The organism is Nocardia sp. NPDC058705 (genome assembly GCF_042749305.1).
In the GTDB taxonomy this organism is placed as follows: domain Bacteria; phylum Actinomycetota; class Actinomycetes; order Mycobacteriales; family Mycobacteriaceae; genus Nocardia.
Genome location: NZ_JBHYRN010000015.1, coordinates 14808 through 37595, shown reverse-complemented (window position 1 = coordinate 37595; position 22788 = coordinate 14808). Strand labels below are relative to the sequence as shown.

23 protein-coding genes are annotated in these 22788 nt (G+C 66.8%); 9 read left to right on the top strand and 14 right to left on the bottom strand.

Annotated features, from left to right (window positions below; all coding sequences use genetic code 11):
• Positions 1 to 84: 84 nt before the first annotated feature.
• Entirely contained in the window at positions 85 to 1116 is a 1032-nt protein-coding gene (locus ACFW6D_RS18465) for a LuxR C-terminal-related transcriptional regulator (protein WP_379329628.1), read from the top strand.
• Positions 1117 to 1138: 22 nt separating this feature from the next.
• Here ACFW6D_RS18465 and ACFW6D_RS18460 read toward each other — a convergent pair whose 3' ends face one another.
• From ACFW6D_RS18460 to ACFW6D_RS18445, 4 genes are all read right to left on the bottom strand, one after another.
• Complete coding sequence (locus ACFW6D_RS18460) at positions 1139 to 2683, bottom strand: DUF4241 domain-containing protein (protein ID WP_379329626.1); 1545 nt, start codon at positions 2681 to 2683, stop codon at positions 1139 to 1141.
• Positions 2684 to 2776: 93 nt separating this feature from the next.
• Positions 2777 to 2947, bottom strand: coding sequence for a toxin-antitoxin system HicB family antitoxin (locus tag ACFW6D_RS18455; protein ID WP_379329624.1), 171 nt, complete (start codon positions 2945 to 2947; stop codon positions 2777 to 2779).
• A 6-nt stretch (positions 2948 to 2953) separates the two neighbouring features.
• Entirely contained in the window at positions 2954 to 3841 is an 888-nt protein-coding gene (locus ACFW6D_RS18450; protein WP_379329622.1) for an SPFH domain-containing protein, read from the bottom strand.
• Between the two features lie 66 nt (positions 3842 to 3907).
• Positions 3908 to 5239: an FAD-binding oxidoreductase gene (locus tag ACFW6D_RS18445; RefSeq protein WP_379329620.1), complete on the bottom strand. Its 1332-nt coding sequence runs from the start codon at positions 5237 to 5239 to the stop codon at positions 3908 to 3910.
• A gap of 70 nt (positions 5240 to 5309) precedes the next feature.
• Here ACFW6D_RS18445 and ACFW6D_RS18440 point away from each other — a divergent pair, with 70 nt between their 5' ends.
• Complete coding sequence (locus ACFW6D_RS18440) at positions 5310 to 6218, top strand: LysR family transcriptional regulator (RefSeq protein WP_379329618.1); 909 nt, start codon at positions 5310 to 5312, stop codon at positions 6216 to 6218.
• 116 nt (positions 6219 to 6334) lie between these two features.
• Positions 6335 to 7882 (top strand): acyl-CoA carboxylase subunit beta, encoded by a 1548-nt coding sequence (locus ACFW6D_RS18435; protein ID WP_379329616.1) that lies wholly within the window; start codon positions 6335 to 6337, stop codon positions 7880 to 7882.
• Here ACFW6D_RS18435 and ACFW6D_RS18430 read toward each other — a convergent pair.
• Positions 7869 to 8774, bottom strand: a complete 906-nt coding sequence (locus ACFW6D_RS18430; protein ID WP_379329614.1) for a LysR family transcriptional regulator — start codon at positions 8772 to 8774, stop codon at positions 7869 to 7871. The genes ACFW6D_RS18435 and ACFW6D_RS18430 overlap by 14 nt on opposite strands.
• Positions 8775 to 8865: 91 nt before the next feature.
• Here ACFW6D_RS18430 and ACFW6D_RS18425 point away from each other — a divergent pair, with 91 nt between their 5' ends.
• Both ACFW6D_RS18425 and ACFW6D_RS18420 read left to right on the top strand, forming a co-directional pair.
• On the top strand, positions 8866 to 9708 hold the full coding sequence (locus ACFW6D_RS18425; RefSeq protein ID WP_379329612.1) for an oxidoreductase: 843 nt from the start codon (positions 8866 to 8868) through the stop codon (positions 9706 to 9708).
• 3 nt (positions 9709 to 9711) lie between these two features.
• The gene (locus tag ACFW6D_RS18420) at positions 9712 to 10338 is read left to right on the top strand and encodes a DUF1579 family protein (protein WP_379329610.1); all 627 of its coding nucleotides are present in this window, start codon (positions 9712 to 9714) and stop codon (positions 10336 to 10338) included.
• Between the two features lie 31 nt (positions 10339 to 10369).
• On the opposite strand, the gene ACFW6D_RS18415 is transcribed toward ACFW6D_RS18420, so the two are convergent.
• Both ACFW6D_RS18415 and ACFW6D_RS18410 read right to left on the bottom strand, forming a co-directional pair.
• Entirely contained in the window at positions 10370 to 10822 is a 453-nt protein-coding gene (locus ACFW6D_RS18415; RefSeq protein ID WP_379329608.1) for an ABA4-like family protein, read from the bottom strand.
• The gene (locus ACFW6D_RS18410) at positions 10819 to 11766 is read right to left on the bottom strand and encodes a hypothetical protein (RefSeq protein ID WP_379329606.1); all 948 of its coding nucleotides are present in this window, start codon (positions 11764 to 11766) and stop codon (positions 10819 to 10821) included. Before ACFW6D_RS18410 ends, ACFW6D_RS18415 begins: the two co-directional genes overlap by 4 nt.
• Positions 11767 to 11869: 103 nt before the next feature.
• Between ACFW6D_RS18410 and ACFW6D_RS18405 the strand changes: the two genes are divergently transcribed.
• Positions 11870 to 12505: a MerR family transcriptional regulator gene (locus tag ACFW6D_RS18405; protein WP_379329604.1), complete on the top strand. Its 636-nt coding sequence runs from the start codon at positions 11870 to 11872 to the stop codon at positions 12503 to 12505.
• A gap of 60 nt (positions 12506 to 12565) precedes the next feature.
• Here ACFW6D_RS18405 and ACFW6D_RS18400 read toward each other — a convergent pair whose 3' ends face one another.
• The 4 genes from ACFW6D_RS18400 to ACFW6D_RS18385 all read right to left on the bottom strand — a co-directional run bounded on the left by ACFW6D_RS18400 (position 12566) and on the right by ACFW6D_RS18385 (position 16396).
• Positions 12566 to 13318, bottom strand: coding sequence for an amino acid ABC transporter ATP-binding protein (locus tag ACFW6D_RS18400; RefSeq protein WP_379329819.1), 753 nt, complete (start codon positions 13316 to 13318; stop codon positions 12566 to 12568).
• Positions 13319 to 13344: 26 nt separating this feature from the next.
• Complete coding sequence (locus ACFW6D_RS18395) at positions 13345 to 14283, bottom strand: ABC transporter permease subunit (RefSeq protein WP_379329602.1); 939 nt, start codon at positions 14281 to 14283, stop codon at positions 13345 to 13347.
• A gap of 1 nt (position 14284) precedes the next feature.
• Positions 14285 to 15148, bottom strand: a complete 864-nt coding sequence (locus ACFW6D_RS18390) for an ABC transporter substrate-binding protein (RefSeq protein WP_379329817.1) — start codon at positions 15146 to 15148, stop codon at positions 14285 to 14287.
• Between the two features lie 168 nt (positions 15149 to 15316).
• Positions 15317 to 16396 carry an isocitrate/isopropylmalate dehydrogenase family protein gene (locus tag ACFW6D_RS18385; protein ID WP_379329600.1) on the bottom strand — a complete coding sequence of 360 codons (1080 nt, stop codon included), beginning with the start codon at positions 16394 to 16396 and terminating at the stop codon, positions 15317 to 15319.
• Between the two features lie 197 nt (positions 16397 to 16593).
• On the opposite strand from ACFW6D_RS18385, the gene trxA reads away from it, so the two are divergent.
• Positions 16594 to 16971 carry a thioredoxin gene (gene trxA, locus ACFW6D_RS18380; protein ID WP_379329598.1) on the top strand — a complete coding sequence of 126 codons (378 nt, stop codon included), beginning with the start codon at positions 16594 to 16596 and terminating at the stop codon, positions 16969 to 16971.
• An 82-nt stretch (positions 16972 to 17053) separates the two neighbouring features.
• Here trxA and ACFW6D_RS18375 read toward each other — a convergent pair whose 3' ends face one another.
• Positions 17054 to 17473: a 2-keto-3-deoxygluconate kinase gene (locus tag ACFW6D_RS18375; protein WP_379329596.1), complete on the bottom strand. Its 420-nt coding sequence runs from the start codon at positions 17471 to 17473 to the stop codon at positions 17054 to 17056.
• 364 nt (positions 17474 to 17837) lie between these two features.
• The gene (locus tag ACFW6D_RS18370) at positions 17838 to 18602 is read right to left on the bottom strand and encodes an acyl-[acyl-carrier-protein] thioesterase (protein ID WP_379329594.1); all 765 of its coding nucleotides are present in this window, start codon (positions 18600 to 18602) and stop codon (positions 17838 to 17840) included.
• A gap of 280 nt (positions 18603 to 18882) precedes the next feature.
• Between ACFW6D_RS18370 and ACFW6D_RS18365 the strand changes: the two genes are divergently transcribed.
• On the top strand, positions 18883 to 19248 hold the full coding sequence (locus tag ACFW6D_RS18365) for a group 1 truncated hemoglobin (protein WP_379329592.1): 366 nt from the start codon (positions 18883 to 18885) through the stop codon (positions 19246 to 19248).
• Positions 19249 to 19439: 191 nt separating this feature from the next.
• Positions 19440 to 19784, top strand: coding sequence for an LGFP repeat-containing protein (locus ACFW6D_RS18360; RefSeq protein ID WP_379329590.1), 345 nt, complete (start codon positions 19440 to 19442; stop codon positions 19782 to 19784).
• Between the two features lie 103 nt (positions 19785 to 19887).
• Here ACFW6D_RS18360 and polA read toward each other — a convergent pair whose 3' ends face one another.
• On the bottom strand, positions 19888 to 22620 hold the full coding sequence (polA, locus tag ACFW6D_RS18355) for a DNA polymerase I (RefSeq protein ID WP_379329588.1): 2733 nt from the start codon (positions 22618 to 22620) through the stop codon (positions 19888 to 19890).
• Positions 22621 to 22788: the final 168 nt, after the last annotated feature.

Genomic DNA, 22788 nt, shown 5'->3' with positions numbered 1-22788 from the left:
GCGATTGGGTACCTCGATCATCGGCCTGTCACGGGCATCACCGACATCCCTGATCCTGGGGGTTTTCCGCCGTAGGCTGGTGGCGTGCCGAGTACTGTGGCCGACCGGATCGGCCGTGTGTGCCAGACCGCGCACTCCGCCAAACGACTGCGCGAACTCGTCCTGGTCGAAATCCGGGCGACGATCCCGTTCACCGGTCATGTCTTCGCGCTCACCGACCCCGTCACCGCGGTCGCGACGGCACCGCTCGCCGATGTTCCCGGCCTCGACTTCGGCCTCCTGCCGGACCTGATCCGCGCCCGCTACCTCACCACGCTCAATCGCTGGGATACCGTGCGCGGCACCGGTGCTCACTCTTTGCTGGGCGCCACCGAGGGCAACCCCGACCGATCCCTGTTGTGGCGCACCGCGCAACGCGATCTCGGCATCACCGACTCCGCCATCGTCACCTTCGCCGACCGCTACGGCTGCTGGGGCTTTCTCGAACTGCTCCGCTACACCGAATCCCCTTTCACCACAGCGGAACTCGATGCTCTCAGCACGCTGAAGACCACAGTGACCGCGGGCCTGCGCCGTGCCGTCGGCGCCACATTCGTCGAATCCGACGCGCAACTCCCATCATTGGGCCCCGCAGTCGTCCTGCTCGACAACACCTTGCGTGTGCGGTCCCAGACCGCGGCCGCCGCGGATTCCCTACTCCGCCTACTTCCCCCGGACGAACCGATTCCGCCTGTCCCCGCCTCGGTCTACAACGCGGCCGCCGCCCTCCTCGCCACCGCGGCAGACACCCCACTCGGCCCCGCAACCTCCCGCGTCCACCTGGGCGGCAACCGTTGGCTCACGGTGAAAGCCGACCGCCTGGGCACCGACATCGCCGTAGCCCTCGAGCCGAGCACCGCCACCGAACGCCTCGACCTGTTCGCCCGAGCCCACGCCCTGTCGACCCGGGAAACCCAGGTCCTGACCCTCCTGGCAACCGGCCTCGACTCCCACGAACTGGCCGCCGAACTCTTCCTCTCCGAACACACGATCAACGACCACGTCAAAGCCATCCTCGCCAAATCGGGGACGCGAACCCGTCAACGACTCCTCACCCGGGTGCTCGGCGTCAGCTGACACAGCGGGTGACGTCGCACAATCATGCGGTCACCGCAACGACCGGTCCGCAGCGTCGAGCCCCTGAGCAGGTGCCGCGAGGGGAATCCACCTGCGTGTAGGACAGCTGATACCGGTGGTCTGTGTACTGGATGTCGAAACCCGTGCGGCCCAGTTGGATCGACATCGACTCACCGACCGGCAGATTGCGCGACCACTGCCGTCGCGCGACGCGGAACGGCCGATGATGCGCCATATACCACACAGTCGCGGCGCTCACGGCCACGATCGCGCCAGCGAACAGGAGCGCTTCGACACCACGCACCAGCCATGCCAGTCCCAGATACGGCAGTGCGAACACCGTCAGCGCGATCAGCGTGTCCCGAACACCGGGGCGGCGCTCCGCGTGGGCGAACCTTCGCGCGGTGTCCGCTCGTGCGACGAATCGTGCCGTCGGCGCGGGCAGCGCTGGAAGCGGCGGGAGCGGCGGAAGGTGGCAGCTCGGCCGTCCTCGCAGCAGATCCACCCCGAAGTCCGGCACCAACGGTCGTGGCAGGGACAGACGGGTGCCGCGGTGGGTGAAGGAGACGAGCTGCGGATCGACCCGCACCCGCGCGATATCGCGGTAGTGCCATCGACGGCAACTCGTAGTTCCCCATTGGATATCGAAGGCGTCCCCGCCGAATCTGGACTCCGACAGCAGGCCTTGACCCCAACTCGAGGCCAACAGCTCCTCGCGGAGTCGCTCAACCACAGGCTTGCGCCCACGCCCGCGCCGCACCACCAGCAATACACCGAGCACGGCACAGACCACACTTCCGGGCAGCTCAGCGATCGGGTATCCGATCACCGCGCACACGGTCAGCCCCACGACCCACCAGGCCGCAACCCTCGGACGCGACCGCACCTCGGCGAGAGCACGCGCGAACATTCCTATCGATTCGCCCGAAACAGCTGCCAACATCCCGATGTCGTCGTATCCGCCGTACAGGACGCACCCATCGCCCCAGCCGGATCGCGCGACGACGATGTTCTCGCCGAACCCCGCGGGAAGGGCGATGTTCGCGACATCAGCAGGCCCTTGGCTTCCGATCTCACTGCCGCCTGCCCACATTCGCTCCTGGCCGCCGGGCTCGAACAGATCGCCCCAGTGCTCCCCGTCCGACATATTCCGCACGACGGCCCCCGCGTCGACGAAGCACACGGTGCCCGAATCCACCACGACACCGTGGTAGTCGTCGGCAGCTACCGCGAAACCGTCGGATTCGACCGTGAGCACCCGACGCGTCACCTCAGGCCCCGCTATGGGTAGCTGCAGCGTCAGGTACGCCAACTGGTACTCGGCGTCGAGTTCATTTCCGCTGACGTCGGCGATCGTGGCGTGAACCCGGTACTCGCCGGGCCGCACCCGCGCGACGACGTGCTCGCCGGGTACCGAGCAAGCGAACGGGTCGCACACAACCAGTTGGCCGGTCTGCAGCGCCAGCGAGCCGCAATCCACCACACTCAGCCGGTAGATCTCATCGTCCACCAGCAGTCGAGTACCGTCCTCGAGCGCCGCCCAAGTCCCACTGTGCGAAGTCTCCACAGGTGCACCCGTCCTCGAATCCCCAGGCGCACACCGCCTTCGGTCGCAGGTTGGCAAAGCCGCGGGGGTGCATCCGACCACCGGGCGATTCGCCTACTCCCGCTTGGGTTTTCGGCCCGCCTGGTCGAGGGCCAGGCGTAAGGCGTATTCGATTTGGGAGTTGACGCTGCGCAGGTCGTCGGCCGCCCACTTGGCTATCGCCTCGTGGACGGCCGGGTCGAGCCGCAGCAGGATCTTTTTGGGGTCCTTCTTCGGCTGGGTCATGGGGGCTCAGGAGTAGAGGGATCCGGCGTTGACGACCGGTTGGGTGGCGCGGTCGCCGCAGAGGACGACGAGCAGGTTGGAGACCATGTTGGCTTTGCGTTCCTCGTCGAGTTCGACGGTGCCCTGTTCGGCGAGGCGGTCGAGTGCCAGGGCGACCATGCCGACGGCGCCTTCGACGATCTGGGTGCGGGCGGCGACGACCTGGGCGGCCTGCTGGCGCACGAGCATGGCCTGGGCGATCTCGGGGGCGTAGGCGAGGTGGGTGATGCGGGCCTCGACGACCTCGATACCGGCGGTGAGGGTGCGTTCGCGCAGTTCGACGGTGAGCTCCTCGGCTACTTCGGCACCGTCGCGCAGACTGGTGCGCGAGTCGTCGTGGGCATCGTAGGGGTGGGTGGTGGCGAGGTGGCGGACGGCGGCCTCGGACTGGGTGGCGACGTATTCCTCGTAGTCGTCGACGGCGAAGGCGGCTTTGAAGCTGTCGACGACCTTGTAGACGACGACGGCCGCGATCTCGACGGGGTTGCCGTCGGCGTCGTTGACCTTGAGCTTCTGGGTTTCGAAGTTGCGTACCCGCAGGGAGATGGATTTACGGTCGGCCAGGGGGACCACCGAGAAGAATCCGGGGTCGCTGACCGAGCCGATGTAGCGGCCGAAGAAGGTGACGACCTTGGCCTCGTTGGGGTTGACGATGGTCAACCCGGTGGCGAGCAACGAGACGACCAGCATCGCGACGACGGCGACGACCGCGCCCGTCCAGGCGAGCGCGCCACCCTGGTGTTTCGTGGCGGAGACGAACGCGAGGACGGTGGCGACCCCCAACAGCAGGGTGAGCACCAGCCACCCCAGCAAGACGACGAATCCGTTGACGCGGAATGCGGACCGGAGCTCCATGACATCCTCCCGATATCTGAGTGATATCACCAAGATAGTAGATATCGGGAGGACGGGCAAGGGTCGTCAGGCGATGTTGCGGTTGGCGCGGAACATGTTGTGCGGGTCGTACTTCGCTTTCACCGCCGCCAGCCAGCGGTAGGTGTCCGCGGAGTATCCGGCCGCGGTCTGGGCCGAGTCCGCCGCGCCGCCCGCGCCGTAGAGGAACGCGAGACTGTGCCCGATCGTCCACGAGGACAGGGCTTCTCGCACCGCCGCCAGCCCCTCGGGCGCGGAGTCCCCCTCGCCGGGACCGGTGATGACCCGCACGATGTAGTCGGCATCGCGATGGTCGATCGACGCCGGACCACCGTGCCGGAGGGCGCCGCCGAGGTGACGGATATCGACGACCGCGTCGACCTGGCCGCCCGGCGCCGTCAACGCGCGCAGCGCGGACAGACCCTCCGGCGTCAACTCCGAAAGTAGCGCGTTCGTCGCGGCATAGGCGTGCGGGAAGGGCGGATCACTGTGGATGGTGTGCGATTCGACGTAGGGCATCATGCGCAGGTCGTCGCGCAGCCGGGACCCGATCTGCCGCAGCGGCGCGGCCCACCGCTCGCCTTCCTCCTGCGGCCCGTCGAAGGCGATCCGGATCGAGGCGACGTGGCGGCCACGCAAGGATTCCGGCACGGCATCGATGTCGGGGTAGGTCACCATCGCGATCGTGGAGGTCAGTTCGGTCGGCACGGTCGCGGTCCAGGCGCGCCACGTTTCGAGTGCCGCGTCGACCAGTGACGCATCGAAAACCAGCTGACCACCGTAGATTTCGGCGACCGGCACGAGATCGAGTTCGAGCCCGGTCACCACCCCGAAGTTGCCGCCGGAGCCCAGTACCGCCCCGAACAGTTCGTCCGCGGGGGTGAGGGTGCGCATTCTGCCGTCGGCGGTCACCAGGTCCAGCGACCGCACATGATCTGCGGCATAACCGAATTCACGCGCCAACAGCCCCAGCCCACCGCCGAGTACGTACCCGACCATCCCCACCGACGGCGACGACCCGTTCAACGGTGCCAGCCCGTACCGAGCGGCCGCCTCGACCAGCGCGCCGGCGCGAACCCCGGCACCGATGCGGGCGGTGCGTGCCCGCGGGTCGATGGTGATGACATCCATCCGCTTGGTCGTGATGAGTACCCCACCGTCAGAAGCCACCGACAGACCGTGGCCTGTCGCCTGCACGGCCACCGGAAGGCCTTGTCGCGCTGCGTATTCCACCGCAGCACGCACGTCCTCGGCGTGCACAGCGCCGACCACCAGCGCGGGGGCGTGCGAATAGGCGGTCTGGAAGCCGGCGATCTCCTCGGCATAACCAGCGTCGTCAGGGCGGAACACGGGACCAGTGAAGGTTGCGGTATCGGTCATGCTTCGACTGTGCTCCGCGCCCTGAGATAAGTACAACAGATAGTTGTTCTGAGAACTATAATCATCAGTTATGGAACTGCGGCAGCTGCGCTACTTCGTGACAGTGGTCGACGAAGGAGGCTTCACTCGCGCCGCCGAACGATTGCACCTCACACAGCCCGGGCTCAGCACCCAGATTCGACAACTCGAACGCGAACTCGGACAACCTCTCCTCGATCGGGGCGCCCGAAGCGTGACACTGACCGAGATCGGCGCCGCCGTACTCACGCATGCGCGCACCGCCTTGGCCGCCACCGACCGCATCAGCCAGACGGTGCAGGAGTTCACGGGGTTGCTGCGCGGACAGGTGCGACTGGGCATGATCTCCGGGGCGGCGTCCGAAATCTTCGACGTAGCGGGGGTTCTCGCCGATTTCCACCACGATCATCCACACGTCGGTATCAGCCTCACCGAGGACACCACCGAACGCATGATCGCCGCACTCGAACGCGACGAACTCGACATCGCGCTCACCGGATTGACCGGCGCGGCAACAGGTTCCGGCATCGACTTACAAGTGATTCTGGAGACTCCGCTTGTCGCCGCCGTCTCACGCGAGGCCCCGATCGACCCGGCGGGCACGATCACCTTGACGGCCCTGGCCGACCACCGCCTCATCTGCCTCACCCGAGGCACCGGCCTGCGCGGCGTCTTCGAACGATCCTGCACCGCAGCAGGTTTCACACCGAACGTCGCCTTTGAAGCCGCCGCTCCCCCACTGCTGCTCCAGCTCGCCGCACGCGGCCTCGGAACTGCGATCGTGCCCGCCCTCACCCCTGCCGAAGCCGACGCCTTCGCCGTCCGAACCCTCGACATCGTCGACCCCACCATCCACGGCCGCTTGGCCCTCGCCTGGCGCACCGACCCCGCCCCCAGCCCGGCCGCGAAGGTGCTACTCGGCCAATTGCGCATCGCCTTCGGTAGTGGCGCGCACGTTTGACCCGTGACTCGTCAGCGGTCTTGTCGCCGTGCCGCTGACGGCGGCGCGGGCGTCAGCGCTACGCTTCGGTTAACCGATGAAGGAGAGCTCGACCAGGACGAGGAAGGGCGTGCGTGGTGGAGTCGACTACAGCTGCGAAACTGCAAGAGCTGCGGGCAAATCTGGCGGCGGCGCGGGAACCGGCGGGGGGTGCGGGGGTCGCCAAGCGGGCGGCGAAAGGAATTCCCAGTCCGCGCGAGCGCATCGAAATACTTCTCGACCAGGGCAGTTTCACCGAGATCGGCGCACTGGTGAAGCAACCAGGCGCGGCCGACGGCCTCTACGGTGACGGCGTGGTCACCGGGCACGGCCGGATCGACGGGCGCCCGGTGGTGGTGATCGCCCACGACCAGACCGTGTTCGGCGGGTCGGTGGGTGAGATGTTCGGGCGCAAGGTCGCGATGGCGATGGATCTGGCGGCCGATATCGCGTGCCCGTTCGTGGCGATCAACGACTCCGGCGGCGCCCGGGTGCAGGACGCGGTCACCTCGCTGGCCTGGTACGCCGAGATGAGCAGGCGACAACGGCGACTGTCCGGGCTGGTGCCGCAGGTGTCGGTGATGCTGGGCAAATGCGCTGCGGGCGCGGTGTATTCGCCGATCAACACCGATGTGCTGATCGCGACCGAGTCGGCGTACATGTTCGTCACCGGTCCCGAGATCATCCGCGAGACCACCGGCGAGGAAGTGACACTCGACGAGCTCGGCGGCGCGTTCAACCAGGCCCACAACGGCAACATCCACCACGTGGCGACCGACGAGAAGGCCGCGTTCGAGTGGGCGCGAACGTATTTGAGCTTCATGCCGTCGAACTGCTACGAGCGGGCACCGGTGGTCAACCCCGGTCTGGAACCGGAGATCACCGACTCCGATCGCGAACTCGATTCGCTCATCCCGGATTCCGACCGCATGGGCTACGACATGTACGAGGTGCTGCTGCGAATCTTCGACGACGGTGAGTTCCACGAGGTCGGCGACGGTGCGGCCCGCAATCTGATCACCGGCTTCGCGCGGGTCGACGGGCGCAGTGTCGGGGTCGTCGCCAATCAGCCGCTGGTGGCCAGCGGTGCGATCGACGCGCGCGGGTCGGACAAGGCCGCCCATTTCATCCGGCTCTGCGATGCGTTCGACATTCCGCTGGTGTTCGTCGTCGACACTCCGGGCGTGCTGCCGGGGGTCGAGGAGGAGAAGATCGGCGTGATCAAGCGCGGTGGCCGGTTCTTCTACGCGGTGGTCGAGGCGACGGTGCCGATCGTCACCGTCGTGGTGCGCAAGGCCTATGGCGGCGGGTACGCGGTGATGGGGTGCAAGCAGCTCGGCGGCGATATCAACCTCGCCTGGCCCACTGCGCGGATCGCCGTGATGGGTGCCGAAGCGGCGGTGGGCCTGACCCAGCGCAAGCAGCTCGCCGCCGTGCCCGAGGCCGAGCGGCCCGTGGTGCGCCAGCAGATGGTCGACTTCTACAACGCCGCCGTCGCCACCCCGTGGATCGCCGCCGAACGCGGCTACATCGACGCGGTGATCGAGCCGTCGACCACTCGCCTGGAGATCCGCAAGGCCATGCGGCTGCTCGGCGACAAGCATGTCGAGCAAGCCCCGCGCAAACACCGGCTCATGCCGTTGTAGGCCTTTCCCCGACGACAAGCGCGCACGCCTGCGCGTAGCCACGGACCAGTGGGCGCTTGTCGTCGCGGCGCCAGGCCAGCGCGAGTTCGCAGGGGCTGATGCCGGTCACCGGTCTGGTCACCACGCCGTCGCGCGCGACCAGCGGCGCGTTGCCGGTGGCGAGCAGGACCACGCCGTCGCCGTTGACGAGCGCCTCGTAGGTTTCCTCGGTGCTCGACACTTCGGCGCCGATGATCGGTGGGCGGCCTGCGCGCGCGTCCAGTGCGAGCCAGTAGTCACGTAACACCCCCGCTGATTTCGGCAGCGCGAGAAAGGGTTCGGCGAAGAGGTCGGCGAAGTCGATTTCGCCGTGCCGGGCGAGGCGATGCGACTGCGGCAGCGCGACGAGCCGGGGTTCACTCGCGACCACCAGCCAGTGGTAGCGGTCGCTGTCGATCAACGGCAGCCACACGTAGGCGACGTCGGCGGATCCCTCGGCCAGACCCGCCGTCGGGTCGTCCCAACCGACCAGCCGCAGCACCGGTTTCGCGTGCGGAAACGCGGTGGTGAACCGGGAGCGCACGGCGGGCAGGATGCCACGGCCCGGGCTGGTGCTGATCCCGATCGCCAGTGCGGCGCCCTGGGTGGCCTTCGCCGACTCCACCGCCGCCTCGCCCATTTCCCAGGTCGCGAGCAGGCGCAGCGCGTGCGGCAGCAACGCCGCGCCGACCGGGGTGAGCGCGACGGAGCGGGAATCGCGAACGAAAAGCTCCGCGCCGAGCTGTGTTTCGAGTTTGCGCATCTGTTTGCTGAGGGCGGGCTGCGAGACGTACAGCGCCTCGGCGGCGGCGGTGAAGCTCAGGTGGTCGGCCACCGCGACGAAGTACCGCAGGTCGCGTCCGTGCACATCCATAACCATTGGTTATCACAGCGGGTCTTGGACTTCCATCTGGACGCGACGGCAGGATCGAGGACGAAACATCAACGGACACAAGGAGAACCTGATGAGCGTCCCGCAGATCTGGCTGGTCACCGGTGCGAGCAGCGGCTTCGGCCGGGCCATCGCGCAGGCGGCGATCGATGCGGGCGACATCGTCGTCGCCGTCGCCCGCCGCACCGCCGCCCTCGACGATCTGGTCGCCGCCCACCCCGATCAGCTCGAGGCGATCGCCCTCGACGTCACCGACATCGCCCGCATCGACGAGGTCGTCGCCGATGTCGTGGCTCGCCACGGCCGCATCGACGTGCTGGTCAACAATGCGGGCCGCACCCACGTCGGCGCCGTCGAGGAGACCACCGAAGACGAACTGCGCGCACTGTTCGACCTGCACCTGTTCGGCCCCGCCGCCCTCACCCGCGCGGTGTTGCCCCACATGCGCGCCCAGCGCGGCGGTGCGATCGTGCAGATGAGCAGCGTGGGCGGCCAACTGTCCTTTGCAGGCTTCTCCGCGTACAGCGCGACGAAATTCGCCCTGGAGGGGTTGTCGGAGGCCCTCGCCGAAGAGGTGGCGCCGTTCGGCATCAAGGTGCTGATCGTCGAACCCGGCGCGTTCCGCACGGGCCTGTTCGGGCCGGGCGCGGCCGCATTCAGCCCCGAGTCCGACGTCTACGCCGACACCGCGGGCGCCACCCGCCGCATGGTCGAGGGCGGCGACGGCACCCAGCCCGGCGACCCGGCCAAGGCAGCCGCCGCCATTCGCGCCGCCCTGTCCGCCGAGAAGCCGCCGCTGCGCCTGCCACTCGGCGGCGATTCCGTTGACGCCGTCCTGGCCCACCTCGACGCCGTCCGTGATGACGTTCTGGCGTGGGAAAAGGTCACCCGCGCAACCTCGTTCGACGAGAGTTGAGACATGCGCACCAGCCCGATACGCACCGCTGCCGCGACAGTGCTGCTCGCGGCCACCCTGTTCGCCACCGCGTGCGGTGACGTCGGCACGACCGCCGCACCCACCACCACCGCGTCGATCGCCACCGCCCCGCAGGACGCCGGGCATGCCCGGCTGAATCAACTGGTCGGCGAATGGACTGCCGAGAAGTCGACCTTCGTCGCGGGCGGTACCCCGGAGAACCCACTGATCACCCGGGACGCCGTCTCACGGTGGAGTTGGGTCGGCGAAACCGGCGGCAACTTCCTGCGTGAGGAGGTCACCGGCATCTTCGGCGATCGTCCCTACTACCGGCTCGGCCTGCTCGGCTACTCGCCGGTCGACGACCGCTACGAATGGTCGACGTTCGACAGCGTGACCCCGCTGACGATGGCCTACCGCGGTGGCAAGGCCGACGCACCCGAGCTGTCCATGGCGGGACAGTTCACCGATCCCGGCATCACCGGCCCGGCCAATGTCGGCAAAACGGTGCCGATGCGGACGCTGATCAAGCTGGAGTCCACGGACCGGACGGTCATGGAGCTCTACTTCACCCCGCCCGGCGAACCGGAACGCCTGGCCGATCGGGTAGTGCTCACCCGCCGACGGTGAACCGCGTGAGCCGGACTCGCCGGAGTCCGGCTCACGCGCTGACCGAACTCGTCCGCGGTACCGCCGCGTTTCCGCGCTCGGCTACCTCACGCACCACCAGGTAGACCGGAAAGATGATGGGCGACAACAGAATCGTGCCGACCAGCACCGGTCCCATCAGCAGTGGGTGAATGGCTCGCTCTCGACTGTCGAGGTAGATCCAGCGGCCCAGGAACAGATCCCACGCGATGATCTGCGCCCACAGCGCCGTGAGCACAGCCGGATCGGAAGTGGCGTCGGTGATCGCGGCCAGCGACGGCGAGGTCACCAGGGACCAGATCGGCCCGAGGACCGGGATCGCGACTACGGCCCAGATCACCAAGGGCACCAGCACAATCCACGGGGACGAGATGATGGTGCGGGTCCAGCGCCAGTTCGGGGCGAAGATCATCAATGCCCAGAAGGGCACGGTGACAACGAAGGACAGATCGAACAGGGTGCTCATGCGGTCACTGCCTTTCGGGCACCGGCCGCGCTCGCGACCGAGATCAATACTCCGACAACAACTCCGGTGACGATCACCGCCGCGGCGGTCAACGTGGCCTGATCGGGGTGGATCAGCGGCTGGCCGCGCAATGCCTGCCAGGTGACCAGCGCGAGGACTGCTGCGTAACCCGCCGACGCGGTGATGACCAACCCCAGCCGAACCCGCACCGACCGCAGCAGCGGAATCCGCGGTGACAGGAAGACCAGCAGAGCGGCGAGCAGCGGCAACAATTGCAGCGCGTGCATGCCGACGAAGTGCGGAATCCGCAGGTCGCCGTCGGTGGTGCTCCACCCGGTCAACGGCATGCCGGGCGTGCCGTCGGGAGCTCCGACCGTGTGTGCGCCCACGATCCCCTCGACACCGGATTCCTGCTGCGGCATCAGATTTCCCAGCGCCAACCCGACCAGCGTGATCGCGATGCCGAGACGAATCGACCAGGTGATCGACGCGTCGCCGAGACGTGTGCGCATCAGCCCGATGCCGATCACCAGGGTTGCCAGAAACAGGATGACGATGCTGGATCCCATGATCACCCAGAGCACCCCGTCGAAGGTCGTGGTCGTGTTGTAGTGGCTGCGCGTCCCGCGGATCACCTGCCCGAAGATGATCACCTGTTCGATCACCCCGACAATCACGATCACTGTGGCCATCCGAGAGGCGAGCCGAGAAGGATTGGGCCGCAACGACATCAACCAGGCCAGTGCCACGCTGTAGAGCACGAACGAGATCGCGAACTTGGTCGGCTTGAACCAGGCGGTCGACCCGGCGATCACCCGGTCATCGACCAGCATCCCGATCACGCCGACCACCACGAGCACGGCGTTGACGGCGGCGAAATACATCAGCGGTCGATGGAGCGGGGCCTTGGGGCGGGGCAGCGAAGGGGCGGTCAGGACTGACATGCGAATCTCCCAGAGATAGATAGCTATACTATCCGTTATGGATAGCTAGGCTATCCGCTATGGGAGGCGTAGGCAAGGGGTACGAACGAAATCGGAGGTAACAGTGCGGATCTCGGAGTTGAGCGAACGCAGCGGCATCGCGGTGGCCACCATCAAGTACTACCTGCGTGAGGGCCTGCTCCCCCCAGGCGTTCGCACCAGCCCCAACCAGGCCAGCTACGGCGAAGACCACCTGCGCAGGCTGCGCCTGATCCGCGCGTTGATCGAAGTGGGCGGAATTCCGGTTGCCACCATCTCCGATGTGCTCGACGCGATCGACTCCCCCGAGACCCCGCTGTTCCGCGTGCTCGGGGTGGCACAGGACAGCGTGTCGCCCCCCGTGCCCGCCGTGCACGATGCCGAATGGGATCGCGCGCTCCAGGCCGTGCGCGCGGAGATGGACCGGCGCGGCTGGAGCCAGCACCACAGCCTCGAGGCCGTCGACAATCTCGCCAGTGTGGTCGCTCGGCTGGCACAACTGGGGTACGGAGACTGGGCCACCACCGCGATGCCGAGCTATTTCGACGGCGCGCGAGTGGTCGCGGAAAGCGACGTGTCGGCCGCGCTGTCGGCCGGTGACCGCGACGATATCGTCGACGCGGTCGTCGTGCTCACGGTCCTCGGCGACACCGCGCTGGCCATCATCCGCCGCATCGCCCAGGCACAGGTTTCGATGGAACGGCTCAAACCCACCTCCTGAACGCCGAGACGGCCCCGCGAATCCGCCGATTCGCGAGGCCGTCTTGTCGTGGCCGAGATCTCAGAGCAGGCGGGAGAGGAAGGCCTGCGTCCGCTCGTGCTGCGGATTCGCCAGCAGCTCACGCGGCGGACCCGACTCCATCACGACACCGGCGTCCATGAACACCAGCTCGTCGGCGACCTCGCGGGCGAAGCCCATCTCGTGCGTCACCACCAGCATCGTCATGCCCGAATCGGCCAGCTCCCGCATGACGGCGAGCACCTCGCCGACGAGTTCGGGGTCGAGCGCCGAGGTCGGCTCGTCGAACAGCATCAGCTTGGGATCCATGGCCAACGCTCGCGCGATGGCCACCCGCTGCTGCTGACCGCCCGACAGCTGCGCCGGGTAGGCATTGCGCTTGGCCGACAGACCGACCCGCTCGAGGAGTTCCTCGGCCCGCGCGATCGCCTCGGACTTCGAGATCCCGCGCACCTGGATCGGCGCCTCGATCACGTTCTCCAGCGCCGTGCGGTGCGGGAACAGGTTGAAGTGCTGGAACACCATGCCGATATCGCGACGCTGCAGCGCGGCGTCGCGTTCGTGCATCTCGTAGAGCTTGCCGTTCTTCTCCCGGTAGCCCACGAGATCGCCGTCGACGTAGAGCCGACCGGCGTTGACCTGCTCGAGGTGGTTGATGCAGCGCAGGAACGTCGACTTGCCCGAGCCCGAGGGCCCGACCAGCGTGAGCACCTTGCCGCGGTTCACCTCGAGGGAGATGCCTTTGAGCACCTGCAGCGCGCCGAAGTTCTTGCACACCCGATCCGCCAGCACCATCGGCGGAACTGCGACTTCTGGTTCGGTCATTTCGCCTTCACCGCCGCCTGCGCCGTGGCCAGTTCCTGCAGCTGCTTGGCCGTCAGCTGCCGGGTGGCACCGCGCGAGTAATAGCGTTCCAAGTAGTACTGGCCGACCATGAGGATGCTGGTGATCGCCAGGTACCAGGTGGCACAGACGAGCAGCAGCGGGATCGGCTGGAAGTTCACGCCGTAGATGTCACGTGCCCGGCCGAACAGGTCGGTGCTCAACGGGATCGCGGTGACGAGCGAGGTCGTCTTCAGCATGCCGATCAGCTCGTTGCCGGTCGGCGGGATGATCACCCGCATGGCCTGCGGCAACACCGTGCGGCGCATGGTCTGCGTCCACGACATGCCCAGCGCCACCGATGCCTCGCGCTGACCCTCACCGACGGAGTTGATGCCCGCGCGCACGATTTCGGCCATGTACGCGGCCTCGTTGAGGCCCAGACCGATCACCGCGAACAGGAACGCGGCCTGCAGGTTCTGCACGTCGAAGTGGAAGAACTGCGGACCGAACGGCACCCCGAGGTCGATCTGCTTGTACAGCGAGGGCACCAGGCCCCAGAACACCAACTGCACGAACACGGGGGTGCCGCGGAAGATCCACAGGTAGATCCACGCGGCCGTGCGCAGCACCGGGTTCGGCGACAGGCGCATCACCGCGAGCACCGTGCCGAGACCCACCGCGATCGCCATCGCGAGCACGGTGAGTTCGAGGGTGACGATCGCGCCCTGGGTGATGCGGCTGTCGAACAGGTACTTGCCGTAGGTGTCCCACCGGTAGGCGGGATTGGTGGCAGCGCCGTAGACGAACAATCCGACCAGGATCAGGATGATTGCCGCCGCGATCCAGCGGCCCGGCCTGCGCAGCGGGACCGCTTTGATCGGTTCGGGTTCGGTACCCGGTCCGGGCACCTCCACCGTGTCTTTCTTGTCGGTCACGTCAGCTCACTGCGCCGTTGATCACCGAAGTCTTGATCTGACCGTCCTGCACACCCCAGTTGGTGGTGATCTCGGCGTACTTGCCGTTGTCGATCAGGTGCTGCAGCGCCTTCTGCAGGGCCACCGCCAGCGGCGAGGTCTTCTGCACGGCCCAGCCGTAGGGCGCGGAGTCGAACAGCGGGCCCGCCGACTCGATCTTGCCTTCGCTCTGCTTGATCGCGTACGCGGTCACCGGCGAATCCGCCGACATCGCGTCGACCTGACCGAGCACGAGTGCATTGGTCGCGGCGCTCTGCTCATCGAAAGCCTTCATATCGATGGCGGGCTTGCCCTCGGCGACACACTTGGCGCTCTTGGCGGGAATCTCTTCGGTGTGCTCGACCGTAGTGGACTGTACGGCGACTTTCTTGCCGCACGCATTGTTCGGATCGATCGCTTTACCGGTTTGCTGGGCCCACTGGATGCCCGCGGAGAAATAGGTCGTGAAATCGACCTGCTGCTCGCGTTCCTTCGAGTCGGTGATCGACGACATACCCACGTCGTAGGTGCCCGCCTGAATGGCGGGGATGATCTTCTCGAACGAGGACTCGACGTAGTCGACCTTCACCCCGAGCGTGCTCGCGACGGCGTCGAGCAGGTCGACATCGAAGCCGACGATCTTGCCGCTGGCGTCCTTGTACTCGTTGGGCTGGTACGGCACGTTCACGCCGACCACGAGCTTGCCTGCCTGCTTGACCTTGTCGGGAAGGGTCGCCGCGATCGCGTCGACCTTCTCCGCCGACACCTTGTTCACCGTGGCACCGTCGCCCTCGGTGTTGTCGGCGCAGCCGGTGAGCACGAGGGCACCGCCGGCGACGGCACACATCAGCCGCACGGCACCACGGCCGAGAACAATACGAACAGACAAAGGAGCCTCCACATTTCACGTCGACGCCGGCCACGTGTCAGCGCCTGTTTGGCAATGTATGCGAACCGGACACAGCGTGGTGCGACAGTAACCGAAGATTAATCAGCCGATGTGAAAGGGGTCTATTCACCTCCGGTGGACGCGGGCTCTGACCTGCTCGGTGAATTCACTGGTGGAAGCCAGACCGCCGAGATCGGCGGTCGCGATTCCGGCCGCCAGAGTGGCTGCCACCGCGCGGGTAATACGGTCGGCGGCATCGCGGAGGGAACGGTCGTTGTCACGAACTGCCAACCAGCGCAACAACATTGCCGCCGACAATTGCAGGGCGGCGGGATTGGCCCGATTGTGGCCGGCCAGGGCGGGCGCCGCGCCGTGCACGGCCTGGGCCATGGCGCGCGTGTCGGAGCAGTTGAGGGAGGCGGCCATGCCGAGGGAACCGCTGAGTTCACCGGCCAGATCGGAGAGGATGTCGCCGAAGAGGTTCTCGGTGACGATCACATCGAAGCCGCTCGCGTCGCGGACCAGGTGGGCGGCCATCGCGTCGACGTGTTCGTCGTCGACGGTCACATCCGGATACTGCGCGGCCACTTCGTAACAGACATCACGGAACAGCCCCGTCGTCATGGGCAGGACGTTCGCCTTGTGCACGATGGTGACCCGCTTGCGCCGACCCTGCGCCAACCGCAGCGCCTGGTGCGCGATCCGCTCGCAGGCCTTGCGGGTGATCACCGCGACCGCCATCGCCACGTCCTCGGTCGGGCGGAACTCCCCCGAACCGGCGAACATATTGCGGTCGGCGTAGAAACCCTCGCTGTTCTCCCGCACGATCACCAGGTCGATGTCGGCCGCCATCGCGCGCACCCCGGCGAACGCGGCGGCGGGACGGATGTTGGCGTAGAGCTCGAGGCGTTTGCGGATGACACCACCCGGAGCCACTCGCATGTCCGACGGGTAGGAGGCGTTGTCGTGCGGGCCGAGAATCCAGGCGTCGAGGTCTTCGAGGGCGACCAGGGTCTGTTCCGGCAGCGGGTTGCCGTAGGCGGCGATGGCGTCGTGGCCGATCAGCAGCGGCACCCAATCCACCGGTGCGAGCCCGGCCGCGCCGATCGCCTCGTCGACCACCGCGCGAGTCGCGGCCACCACCTCGGGGCCGATGCCGTCACCGTCGATCACTCCGAGCCGCAGACCTGCCTTCGTCGCATTCACCCCGTCATCTTCGCGCCTGCCCGATCGGCGGTGGTCCAGCGGGCCGTTCTGACACGCGGCCGATGCCGAATTTCTCGCGGTTGTAGTGCGGATTCACGGCGTGGGTGGGCAGGGACAGTTTGTGTGTCGCGGGATCGGGGGAAGATAGAGGAAGCCTTCGGCGTTACAGCCGAGGACACCGACAAGGAGAGGACGTCATGGCCACCCAGACGCTGACCCAGCAGAACTTCGACGAAGTCATCACCGGAAACGACGTGGTCCTCGTCGATTTCTGGGCTTCCTGGTGCGGACCGTGCAAGAGTTTCGCACCGACTTACGAGACCTCGTCGGAGAAGCACACCGACGTCGTCTACGGCAAGGTCGACACCGAGGCCGAGCAGGGGCTCGCCGCTGCCGCCAACATCCAGTCGATCCCGACCATCATGGCCTTCCGCGAGGGCGTGCTCGTGTTCGCCCAGCCGGGCGCGCTGCCGCCTGCCGCGCTCGAGGATCTGGTGACCCAGATCAAGGATCTCGACATGGACGAGGTGCGCAAGCAGATCGCCGAGCAGCAGGAGTCCTCTCCCGCGGAGTAAGAGAACAAAAGCAAAGGGCCCGTTCACCTTTCGAGGTGAACGGGCCCACTGTGTTTCCGGTGGTGCAAGCGTTCTGGTGGTGTCAGCCCGCGAGCAGGTTGACGCCGGCGATCATGGCGCGCACGGTCGATTCCGCGCTGCCCGCGGCGGTGGCCACGGCCCAAGCGCGCCTACCGTTGAACTCGCACTGCACGAAAGTGGCGGTGCCGTCGGCGGTCGGGCGCTGATGGAAGTGCAGGATCTCGAGGGGGTAGCCCTCGTCGTAGAGCGCCGAGGTCATCGCGGCGACCGGGCTGCCGGTGGCGATGACGGTACGCAGGTGGTCGGCGAATTCCAGTGTTGCGGTGAAATCCGTTCCGGAGCAAGACCATTCACGCAGGGTGATGGGTCCGTCGGCGCGGGTGTACCGATCGAGGAAAGCGGCGGGGTCGAGGTCGGTGAGCTCGGCGCGCAGGCCCTTGGGGGCAGCGGCGAACAGGGCATGGTCCAGTGTCAGCGTCATTGCAGTTGAGGTCTTCCCGAAGAGTGTCTTCGTTGGCAGGGTGGGACCAGCAGAAAAAAGAATAAAGCAGCCCGCAGCGTAGGGGCTGGTCCGAATCAGACCCCGCTACGGCGGGTTACTACGAGAAGAATTCGCCGTGAAGCTACCTGCGCGGTCTGCGCAGCAGCGACCGCGAGGTCGCGGTCAGCGACTAGCAGCGCGGCACAGCGGGCGGGATTCGGCACGCTGTCGAGGATAGGTCGATCGTCGCGAAACCGCAACCTCGTTCACCGCGCGGAGTGTCTACCCGTGAGTATCATCCCCGCAGCTCAGGATCGGTAACGCCGGGCGCGGGCGCGGCGATGGGGCATCCGTTGGTGACGGGTCATACTCCCGGCAGCGGCACGACCGAGGCGAGGGCGCGCGCCGATCCGTCGACGTCGAGTTGGACGCGCAGGCTGTCGGGTTGCGAACTCGTGCGCAGGACCACCTTGTCGCGCATCATCACCGGTCCGACGTGTTCGACGATCGCCCGGTACGGCAGTCGGTGGCGGTCCGGGTGCGCGGCGAGCGCTTCCTCGACCGCCTCCCAGTACACCGCGTTGTTGACGTGGCCGAGCCGGTCGACGTCGGTGACGCGCAGCGGGAACGGCACCGTCTCCACATCCGGGTCGTCGAGTTCGGTCAGCGCGGCCTTCCAGCGCAGGCGGTGTTCGGTGGTGCTGGCCAGCATCGGCGCCATGAACGCGTCGCTCATCCGCGCCGGGCGACCCGCGACCGGGTCGATATGGATCAGGAAGGTCGCCGCCTCGATATGGCCGCCGTTCTCCCCGCGCAACTGAATTCGCATGTCGCACCAGCGATTCGAGAGCGCGTCGGCCCAGCGACGTAACTGCACCCGGTCGCCGAACATGATCGGCTCGTACACATCGATCACCGTGCGTCGCACGATCCACGCCTGATGCTTGTCGCCGTCTTCGACCGCGTCGAGATGATCGAACCCGATGTCCTGCAGATACCGCGCCACCGCGTCCAGGCGCAACCGATCGTCGCCGTCGGTGTCGCCGAGGCGCACCGGCCACGACTTCGCGAAGGCCTGCTCGATATCGAGGCAGTCGGGCAGCGGGGTCGCGATGACGGGTTCGGTCATTCGCCCGATGCTGCCACAGTTCGCCGCATCGGCCGGGATCTGCTCGCAACCCTGTCCAGGTCACAGACCGCCGGACTGGAGAACCCGACGACGGGCGAAGTCACCAGATCGGATGTCCGTCGCGAATCCCTTCGACCCGGCGCACCGCTGTGCGTGGACCAGCGTCTTTCGGATTACCACCCGGACTCGTTCAGGTCTCCGAGCCGCACACGAGTCTCCTTGCACCCTAGCGTGAATGGTCTGGGACCGAGTGGGATCGGTCCTGCGGGAGGAGATTTCGATGACCAGTATCTACGAGCAGATCGGTGGCGAAGCGGCCCTGGTGGCCGTTGTCGACGATCTGTACGAACGAATCCTGGCCGACGAGGTGCTGCGGGAGTACTTCGCCGAGGTGGACAGCGACCGGATCGTCGAGCAGCAGATGGCGTTCTTCGCCGAAGCGCTCGGGGGGCCTGCGGCGTATGCGGGGAAGTCGATGCGGGCCGCCCATGCGGGGCTGGGGATTTCGCAGGACGACTTCGATCGGGTGGCCGGGCATCTGGTCGCGGCGTTGACAGCGGCGGGCGTGCCGGACGAGGTGGTCGGCGAGATCATCGGGTCGGTCGCGGCATTGGCGGGCGAGATCGTGAGCGTGCGAAATGCCTGAGCGGCACGAGAATACAGCTGGTTGATAGCTGAGTGGTGCGGTTGTCCCACTTTTGAATGCGAGCAACTCTCTGGCTAACATCATGTGACCATATCGTGAACCTCCCGCGAGTCGCCGCCCAGAACGGGCCGAAACACGGTAGCGTCGCGGCCGCTAGGCCAATTGTTACTGCGTGAAAGGAATTGTTCGACATGGCATTTGAAGTCACGGGGACCATCGGCGATCACTACAACGAAGCCGGTGGCGCGTCCAGCCCGCTGGGTGAACCGACCTCGGCGGAGCAGGACGCCCCCAACGGCGGCAAGTTCCAGGAGTTCACCGGCGGCGTGATCTACTTCTCGCTCCCGACCGGCACCTGGACCGTCTACGGCGCCATCCGTCAGGCCTGGGAGGCCGAGGGCGGCGCGGGCGGCCGTCTGGGCTACCCGACCTCCGACGAGCAGGACATCGAAGGCGGCAAGATCAGCCACTTCCAGAACGGCTCGATCAGCTACTCGATCGCCGACGATGCAGTGGCAGTGACGGTCAACGCGTAAATCAGCGTTACCTGACAAACGATGGGCACCAACCCTTCTCGGGATGGTGCCCATCGTGCTGCGCGGGTCGGCCGGAGCTAATCGCGCTCGATTGTTGCCAGGCTCAGTGAGCGGCCGCGTCCCAGCTGCGGCCGGTGCCGACGGAGACGGTGAGCGGGACCGACAGTTCGATGGCGGCTGACATCTGTTCGCGGGCGAGGGTTTCGAGGGCTTCGCGTTCGCCGTCGACTACCTCGAAGACGAGTTCGTCGTGGATCTGCAGGAGCATGCGGGATTTCAGCCCGGCTTCGCGAATCGCGTTCTGCACGTTGATCATCGCGACCTTGATGATGTCGGCGGCGGTGCCCTGGATGGGGGCGTTGAGTGCCATGCGTTCGGCGGATTCGCGGCGCTGGCGGTTGCTGGAGTCCAGGTCGGGCAGATAGCGGCGGCGGCCGAACAGGGTTTGGGTGTAGCCGACCTTGCGGGCCTGGTCGACGACGTCGGACAGGTAGTCGCGGATGCCACCGAAGCGGTCGAAGTAGACGTCCATCTGCTCTTTGGCCTCGGTGGTGCTGATTTTCAGCTGCGCGCTCAGACCGTAGGAGCTCAGGCCGTAGGCGAGGCCGTAGGACATGGCCTTGATGCGGCGGCGCAGTTCGGGGCTCACCTCCGCGATCGGGATGTCGAAGGCCTTGGACGCGACGAAGGTGTGCAGGTCCTCGCCGGAGTTGAACGCCTCGATCAGGCCCGCGTCGCCGGACAGGTGGGCCATGATGCGCATTTCGATCTGGCTGTAGTCGGCGGTCATGAGTTCGGCGTAGCCGGGGCCGACGACGAAGGTGTCGCGGATCTGGCGGCCGGTGTCGGTGCGGATCGGGATGTTCTGCAGGTTCGGCTCGGTCGAGGACAGGCGACCGGTGGCGGCGATGGTCTGGTTGAAGGTGGTGTGCACGCGGCCGTCGTCGGAGACCGACTTGAGCAGGCCGTCGACGGTCACCTTGAGCCGGGTCGCGTCGCGGTGGGCGAGAAGATGTTCCAGGAAGGCGTGGCCGGTCTTCTCGAACAGCGATTCCAGCGCGTCGGCGTCGGTGGTGTAGCCGGTCTTGGTGCGCTTGGTCTTGGGCATGTCGAGTTCGTCGAACAGCACCACCTGCAGCTGCTTGGGCGAACCGAGGTTGATCTGCTTGCCGATCACCTCGTAGGCGGAGTTCGCGGCCTCGGAAACACGGTCGGCGAACTGCTGCTGCAGGTTTTCGAGCTGCGCGACGTCGACCGCGATGCCCGCTTCCTCGAGCTGGCCGAGCACGCCGAGCAGCGGCAGTTCCATCTCGGTGAGCAGCGGCGTGGATTCGATGGCCTCGAGTTCGGTGTCGAGGGCGACGGCCAAGTCGGCGACCGCGCGGGCGCGCAGCATTTCCTCGCGGGCGATGTCGGCGGCGACGGTGTCCTCGTCGTCGAGCAGGGAGAGCTGGCCGGTGTCGCCGGTTTCGACGCGCAGTTCGCGCTTGAGGTAGCGCAGGGACAGGTCGTCGAGGTTGAAGCTGCGCTGGCCGGGGCGGACCAGGTAGGCCGACAGGGCGGTGTCGGTGGCCAGACCGCCGAGGGTGAAGCCGCGTCCGCGCAGTGCGTGGCCTGCGGACTTGGCCTCGTGCAGGGCCTTGAGGACCTCGGGATCGGCCAGCCAGGCGGCCAGCGCCGTTTCGTCCTCGGGGGTGAGCGCGGTCAGGTCGATGTAACCACCCTCACCGTCGGCGGCTGCGATCGCCAGGGCGCGCGCGTCACCGTGCACGGGCGTGCCGGTGCCGGCGATCGAGAGACCGTGGCGCGCACCAGCTTTGGCGTGCTCGGCCAGCCAGTCGGCGACCGCGCCCTGTTCGAGGGCGGCACCGCTGATCTCGAAACCCGATTCGGCTTCCGGTTCGGGTGAGCCGAGTGTGTCGAAGAGACGGTCGCGCAGCACCCGGAACTCGAGGTCGTCGAAGAGCTGGTGGATCTTGTCGCGATCCCACGGCGCCTTGATCAGCTGATCGGGGGTATACGGCAGCGGCACTTCGCGCACCATCTCGGTGAGCTGACGATTCAGTACGACGCTGGACAGGTTCGCCCGCAGCGAGTCGCCGACCTTGCCCTTCACCTGATCGACCCGGTCGACCAGGGTGGCGAGGTCACCGTATTCGCGGATCCACTTCGCGGCGGTCTTCTCCCCCACGCCGGGGATGCCGGGCAGATTGTCGCTCGGGTCGCCGCGCAGGGCCGCATAGTCGGGGTACTGCGCGGGGGTGAGGCCGTATTTGGTCTCCACCTCGGCCGGGGTGAAGCGGGTCAGATCCGAGACACCCTTCTTCGGATAGAGGACGGTGACGTCGTCGTTGACCAGCTGGATCGCGTCGCGGTCACCGGTGACGATGAGGACCCGGTAACCCTGGGCCATCGCCTGGGTGGTGAGGGTGGCGATCACATCGTCGGCCTCGTAGTTGTCGATGGCCATCACCGGGATGCCCATCGCGCCGAGCACGTCCTTGGTGAGTTCGACCTGCCCACGGAATTCGTCGGGGGTGGCGCTGCGGTTGGCCTTGTACTCCGGGTAGGCCTCGGTGCGGAAGGTCTTGCGCGAGACGTCGAATGCCGCGGCCACATGGCTTGGCTTCTCGTCGCGCAGCAGATTGATCAGCATCGAGGTGAACCCGTACACCGCGTTGGTGGTCTGACCCGTGACGGTCTTGAAGTTCTCCGCCGGTAGCGCGAAGAACGCGCGATAGGCGATCGAATGCCCGTCCAGGAGCAGCAGCGTAGGCCGCTCGCCGTCGGGAGCAGTGGTCGTTGTCGATGCCTGCGCAGTCGTCGGTGAACTCACCCGAATGAGTGTAGGGACACCCACCGACAGAGACGAACACCGACGTGACCACACCGAGCCCCGAAGACCGCCATGACCGCATGACCCGGCCCCGCACGCCCCGACCCCGAGGAGGGGCCGCCGACGCAGTCGGCGGTTCGCGCCCGTCCCGTCGATCAGGTGCCGTTG

What these genes read in the sequence shown, in the direction of transcription:
- ACFW6D_RS18365 (WP_379329592.1), top strand. Translation starts at nt 18,883, where the DNA reads ATGACCAGTATCTACGAGCAGATCGGTGGCGAAGCGGCCCTGGTGGCC.
- ACFW6D_RS18360 (WP_379329590.1), top strand. Translation starts at nt 19,440, where the DNA reads ATGGCATTTGAAGTCACGGGGACCATCGGCGATCACTACAACGAAGCC.
- ACFW6D_RS18420 (WP_379329610.1), top strand. Translation starts at nt 9,712, where the DNA reads ATGCGCACCAGCCCGATACGCACCGCTGCCGCGACAGTGCTGCTCGCG.
- ACFW6D_RS18445 (WP_379329620.1), bottom strand. Translation starts at nt 5,239, where the DNA reads ATGACCGATACCGCAACCTTCACTGGTCCCGTGTTCCGCCCTGACGAC.
- ACFW6D_RS18430 (WP_379329614.1), bottom strand. Translation starts at nt 8,774, where the DNA reads ATGGATGTGCACGGACGCGACCTGCGGTACTTCGTCGCGGTGGCCGAC.
- ACFW6D_RS18390 (WP_379329817.1), bottom strand. Translation starts at nt 15,148, where the DNA reads ATGTGTGCCGTCGCCGGCGGTGCCCTCGTGCTCACCGGCTGCGCCGAC.
- ACFW6D_RS18410 (WP_379329606.1), bottom strand. Translation starts at nt 11,766, where the DNA reads ATGTCAGTCCTGACCGCCCCTTCGCTGCCCCGCCCCAAGGCCCCGCTC.
- ACFW6D_RS18440 (WP_379329618.1), top strand. Translation starts at nt 5,310, where the DNA reads ATGGAACTGCGGCAGCTGCGCTACTTCGTGACAGTGGTCGACGAAGGA.
- ACFW6D_RS18455 (WP_379329624.1), bottom strand. Translation starts at nt 2,947, where the DNA reads ATGACCCAGCCGAAGAAGGACCCCAAAAAGATCCTGCTGCGGCTCGAC.
- trxA (WP_379329598.1), top strand. Translation starts at nt 16,594, where the DNA reads ATGGCCACCCAGACGCTGACCCAGCAGAACTTCGACGAAGTCATCACC.
- ACFW6D_RS18425 (WP_379329612.1), top strand. Translation starts at nt 8,866, where the DNA reads ATGAGCGTCCCGCAGATCTGGCTGGTCACCGGTGCGAGCAGCGGCTTC.
- ACFW6D_RS18370 (WP_379329594.1), bottom strand. Translation starts at nt 18,602, where the DNA reads ATGACCGAACCCGTCATCGCGACCCCGCTGCCCGACTGCCTCGATATC.
- ACFW6D_RS18375 (WP_379329596.1), bottom strand. Translation starts at nt 17,473, where the DNA reads ATGACGCTGACACTGGACCATGCCCTGTTCGCCGCTGCCCCCAAGGGC.
- ACFW6D_RS18400 (WP_379329819.1), bottom strand. Translation starts at nt 13,318, where the DNA reads ATGGTGCTGGCGGATCGGGTGTGCAAGAACTTCGGCGCGCTGCAGGTG.
- ACFW6D_RS18450 (WP_379329622.1), bottom strand. Translation starts at nt 3,841, where the DNA reads ATGGAGCTCCGGTCCGCATTCCGCGTCAACGGATTCGTCGTCTTGCTG.
- ACFW6D_RS18415 (WP_379329608.1), bottom strand. Translation starts at nt 10,822, where the DNA reads ATGAGCACCCTGTTCGATCTGTCCTTCGTTGTCACCGTGCCCTTCTGG.